Source organism: Terriglobus sp. YAF25 (assembly GCF_052113305.1).
Taxonomy (GTDB): Bacteria; Acidobacteriota; Terriglobia; order Terriglobales; family Acidobacteriaceae; genus Terriglobus.
The window spans coordinates 1-1,788 of the sequence record NZ_JBFRCY010000839.1 but is presented as its reverse complement, the minus strand read 5'-3'; the positions used below and the strand labels follow the sequence as shown (position 1 = coordinate 1,788).

3 protein-coding genes and 1 pseudogene are annotated in these 1,788 nt (G+C 55.8%); 3 read left to right on the top strand and 1 reads right to left on the bottom strand.

The window, feature by feature from the left end:
* The 3 genes and pseudogenes from AB4043_RS24365 to AB4043_RS24355 all read left to right on the top strand — a co-directional run.
* Positions 1 to 315, top strand: a pseudogene (locus AB4043_RS24365) (type 1 glutamine amidotransferase domain-containing protein); the annotation flags it as partial.
* Between the two features lie 111 nt (positions 316 to 426).
* On the top strand, positions 427 to 903 hold the full coding sequence (locus AB4043_RS24360) for a DUF4437 domain-containing protein (RefSeq protein ID WP_442299649.1): 477 nt from the start codon (positions 427 to 429) through the stop codon (positions 901 to 903).
* Positions 904 to 1,053: 150 nt separating this feature from the next.
* Entirely contained in the window at positions 1,054 to 1,446 is a 393-nt protein-coding gene (locus tag AB4043_RS24355) for a nuclear transport factor 2 family protein (RefSeq protein WP_442299650.1), read from the top strand.
* Positions 1,447 to 1,572: 126 nt separating this feature from the next.
* On the opposite strand, the gene AB4043_RS24350 is transcribed toward AB4043_RS24355, so the two are convergent.
* Positions 1,573 to 1,788, bottom strand: a 216-nt coding sequence (locus tag AB4043_RS24350; RefSeq protein ID WP_442308369.1) for a hypothetical protein, incomplete at its 5' end; no start/stop codon positions are given.

Below are 1,788 nucleotides of genomic sequence, written 5' to 3'. Positions count from 1 at the left end.
CGTGAGTTCCGCGCGGCGCTAATTGAAGGCGACAAGGTAAAGGCGCACGCACTGGTCAAGGACTGGCAGTATGCCGGCTACCAAATGACCGTCTTCTCGCGCAGTGAAGAAGAGTATGCCGAGGAGAATGTCTTCCACAAGAAGCTGATCTTCAACATGCCCGATGCGCTCGAAGCCGCTGGCGCCAAAGTCCTCAACGCGGATAATTTCACCTCATACGTTGTTGTCGATCGCGAATTGATCACCGCCCAAAACCCCATGTCAGACCACGAGCTGGCCGCCAAGTTCATCGAGGCGCTGGCCACCGCGCACTGATCTAGCAAGAGACTCAAAGTACAGCCAGATGTTGGACGGGAGGCCCGGAGGGTGCGACGGGAATAGAACCCAGCACAATATCGCACCTAACTCTAAGGAGGAGAAGTCAATATGAACTTCAAAGTGGGCATGGCCCTCATGGCCGTAGCTTCTGTGTTCGCCGCTGCCTCGTGTGCTGCTCAGGTTCCGGCCTACCCGCCGTTGAACGACGGGCAGTCGGTGTCGCTGCCTTCGACGCACTACAAATTCCAAGACAGCGGAGCGAAAGGAGCTACTCCGAACAAGGGAATTCAATATTCAAATGTCTGGGGAGACGTGACGAAGGGCGCCCATGGAGCGTTCTTCCGGTTTGATCCCGGTTTCACGAGTTACGTTCACACCCACACTTACGACTATTACGCCGTCGTGATCAAAGGTGAGATGGAAAACTACAAGCGCGGTGAAACGCCAGCCAAGCTAGGCCCCGGCTCCTACTGGTATCAGCGCGGCAAGGAGAAACACATCACCGCCTGCGTGTCCAAAATACCTTGCGAAATCTACATCGTTCAAAGCGACAAGTTTGACGCGCAGAATTTCCCCGGCGAATAAGCCGACCACAGGCGTCGAACCGGGCCATCTCTCGTGCATTCCCCAATGCTCGCAGAGAGAGCCCGGAGACGATTTAGCGCTGGCCGCGCTCTCAGGCTGCCGGTTCGCTCCGGCCACGACGGCCCGGCGACAATCCGACTGGAGATCATCATGAAGACCGAAACCATTGCAGAGCAGAACAAGAAAACCGTGCTCGCCTTCTACAAAGAAGCGCACTTTGACGGCGACGTCGACGGTGCGATCTCAAGATACGTGGGCGACACCTATGTACAACACACCCCTGCTAGTGAGGACGGCGTAGAAGGCCTGCGGAAATACATCAACGCCTTTCTGGCAAACTTTCCCAACGCCAAGGGGGACATCAGGCATGTGCTGGCCGACGGTGATCTTGTCGCCGTGCATGCCAGCTGGACTGGCCTCATCAGTAAGAATGGTGATGTCAGTGTTGATCTTTTCCGGGTAAAGGATGGAAAGCTTGTAGAACACTGGGATGTAGTTCAAGGCATCCCTGACGCCTCGAAGAACACCAACCCGATGTTCTAGCGCCTGCAGCCAAACAATCACATGCGGGATAAGGGGCTGTTTGGTGCCGGACCCAAAGTGTGCTTTTCGCGACTGCCGAGCAGGTCATTTCCAGGCTCGGCAGTCGTGCTTTGCTAGATGGCGATGTCAATCGTTCTTGCTGAAGATGTCCGACAATTGTTTCGCAACGGTCTTCAGAATCTGATCGGAAAGGTCAGCGTCCGAGACGGCACGCGAAAGTCCGATTGCGCCAACACAGGCGCTGCAGATCAAGATCGCCTTTGCGTGCCTTTGTCTGCGGCCCTCATCAGGGAGCTGTTCAGCGATGTCGGCGAAACGACGCTCAACTCGGTCCGTATAGAC

Bases quoted from the DNA above. Each gene is read 5' to 3' on its own strand.
- AB4043_RS24360 (WP_442299649.1), top strand. From the start codon at position 427: ATGAACTTCAAAGTGGGCATGGCCCTCATGGCCGTAGCTTCTGTGTTC.
- AB4043_RS24355 (WP_442299650.1), top strand. From the start codon at position 1,054: ATGAAGACCGAAACCATTGCAGAGCAGAACAAGAAAACCGTGCTCGCC.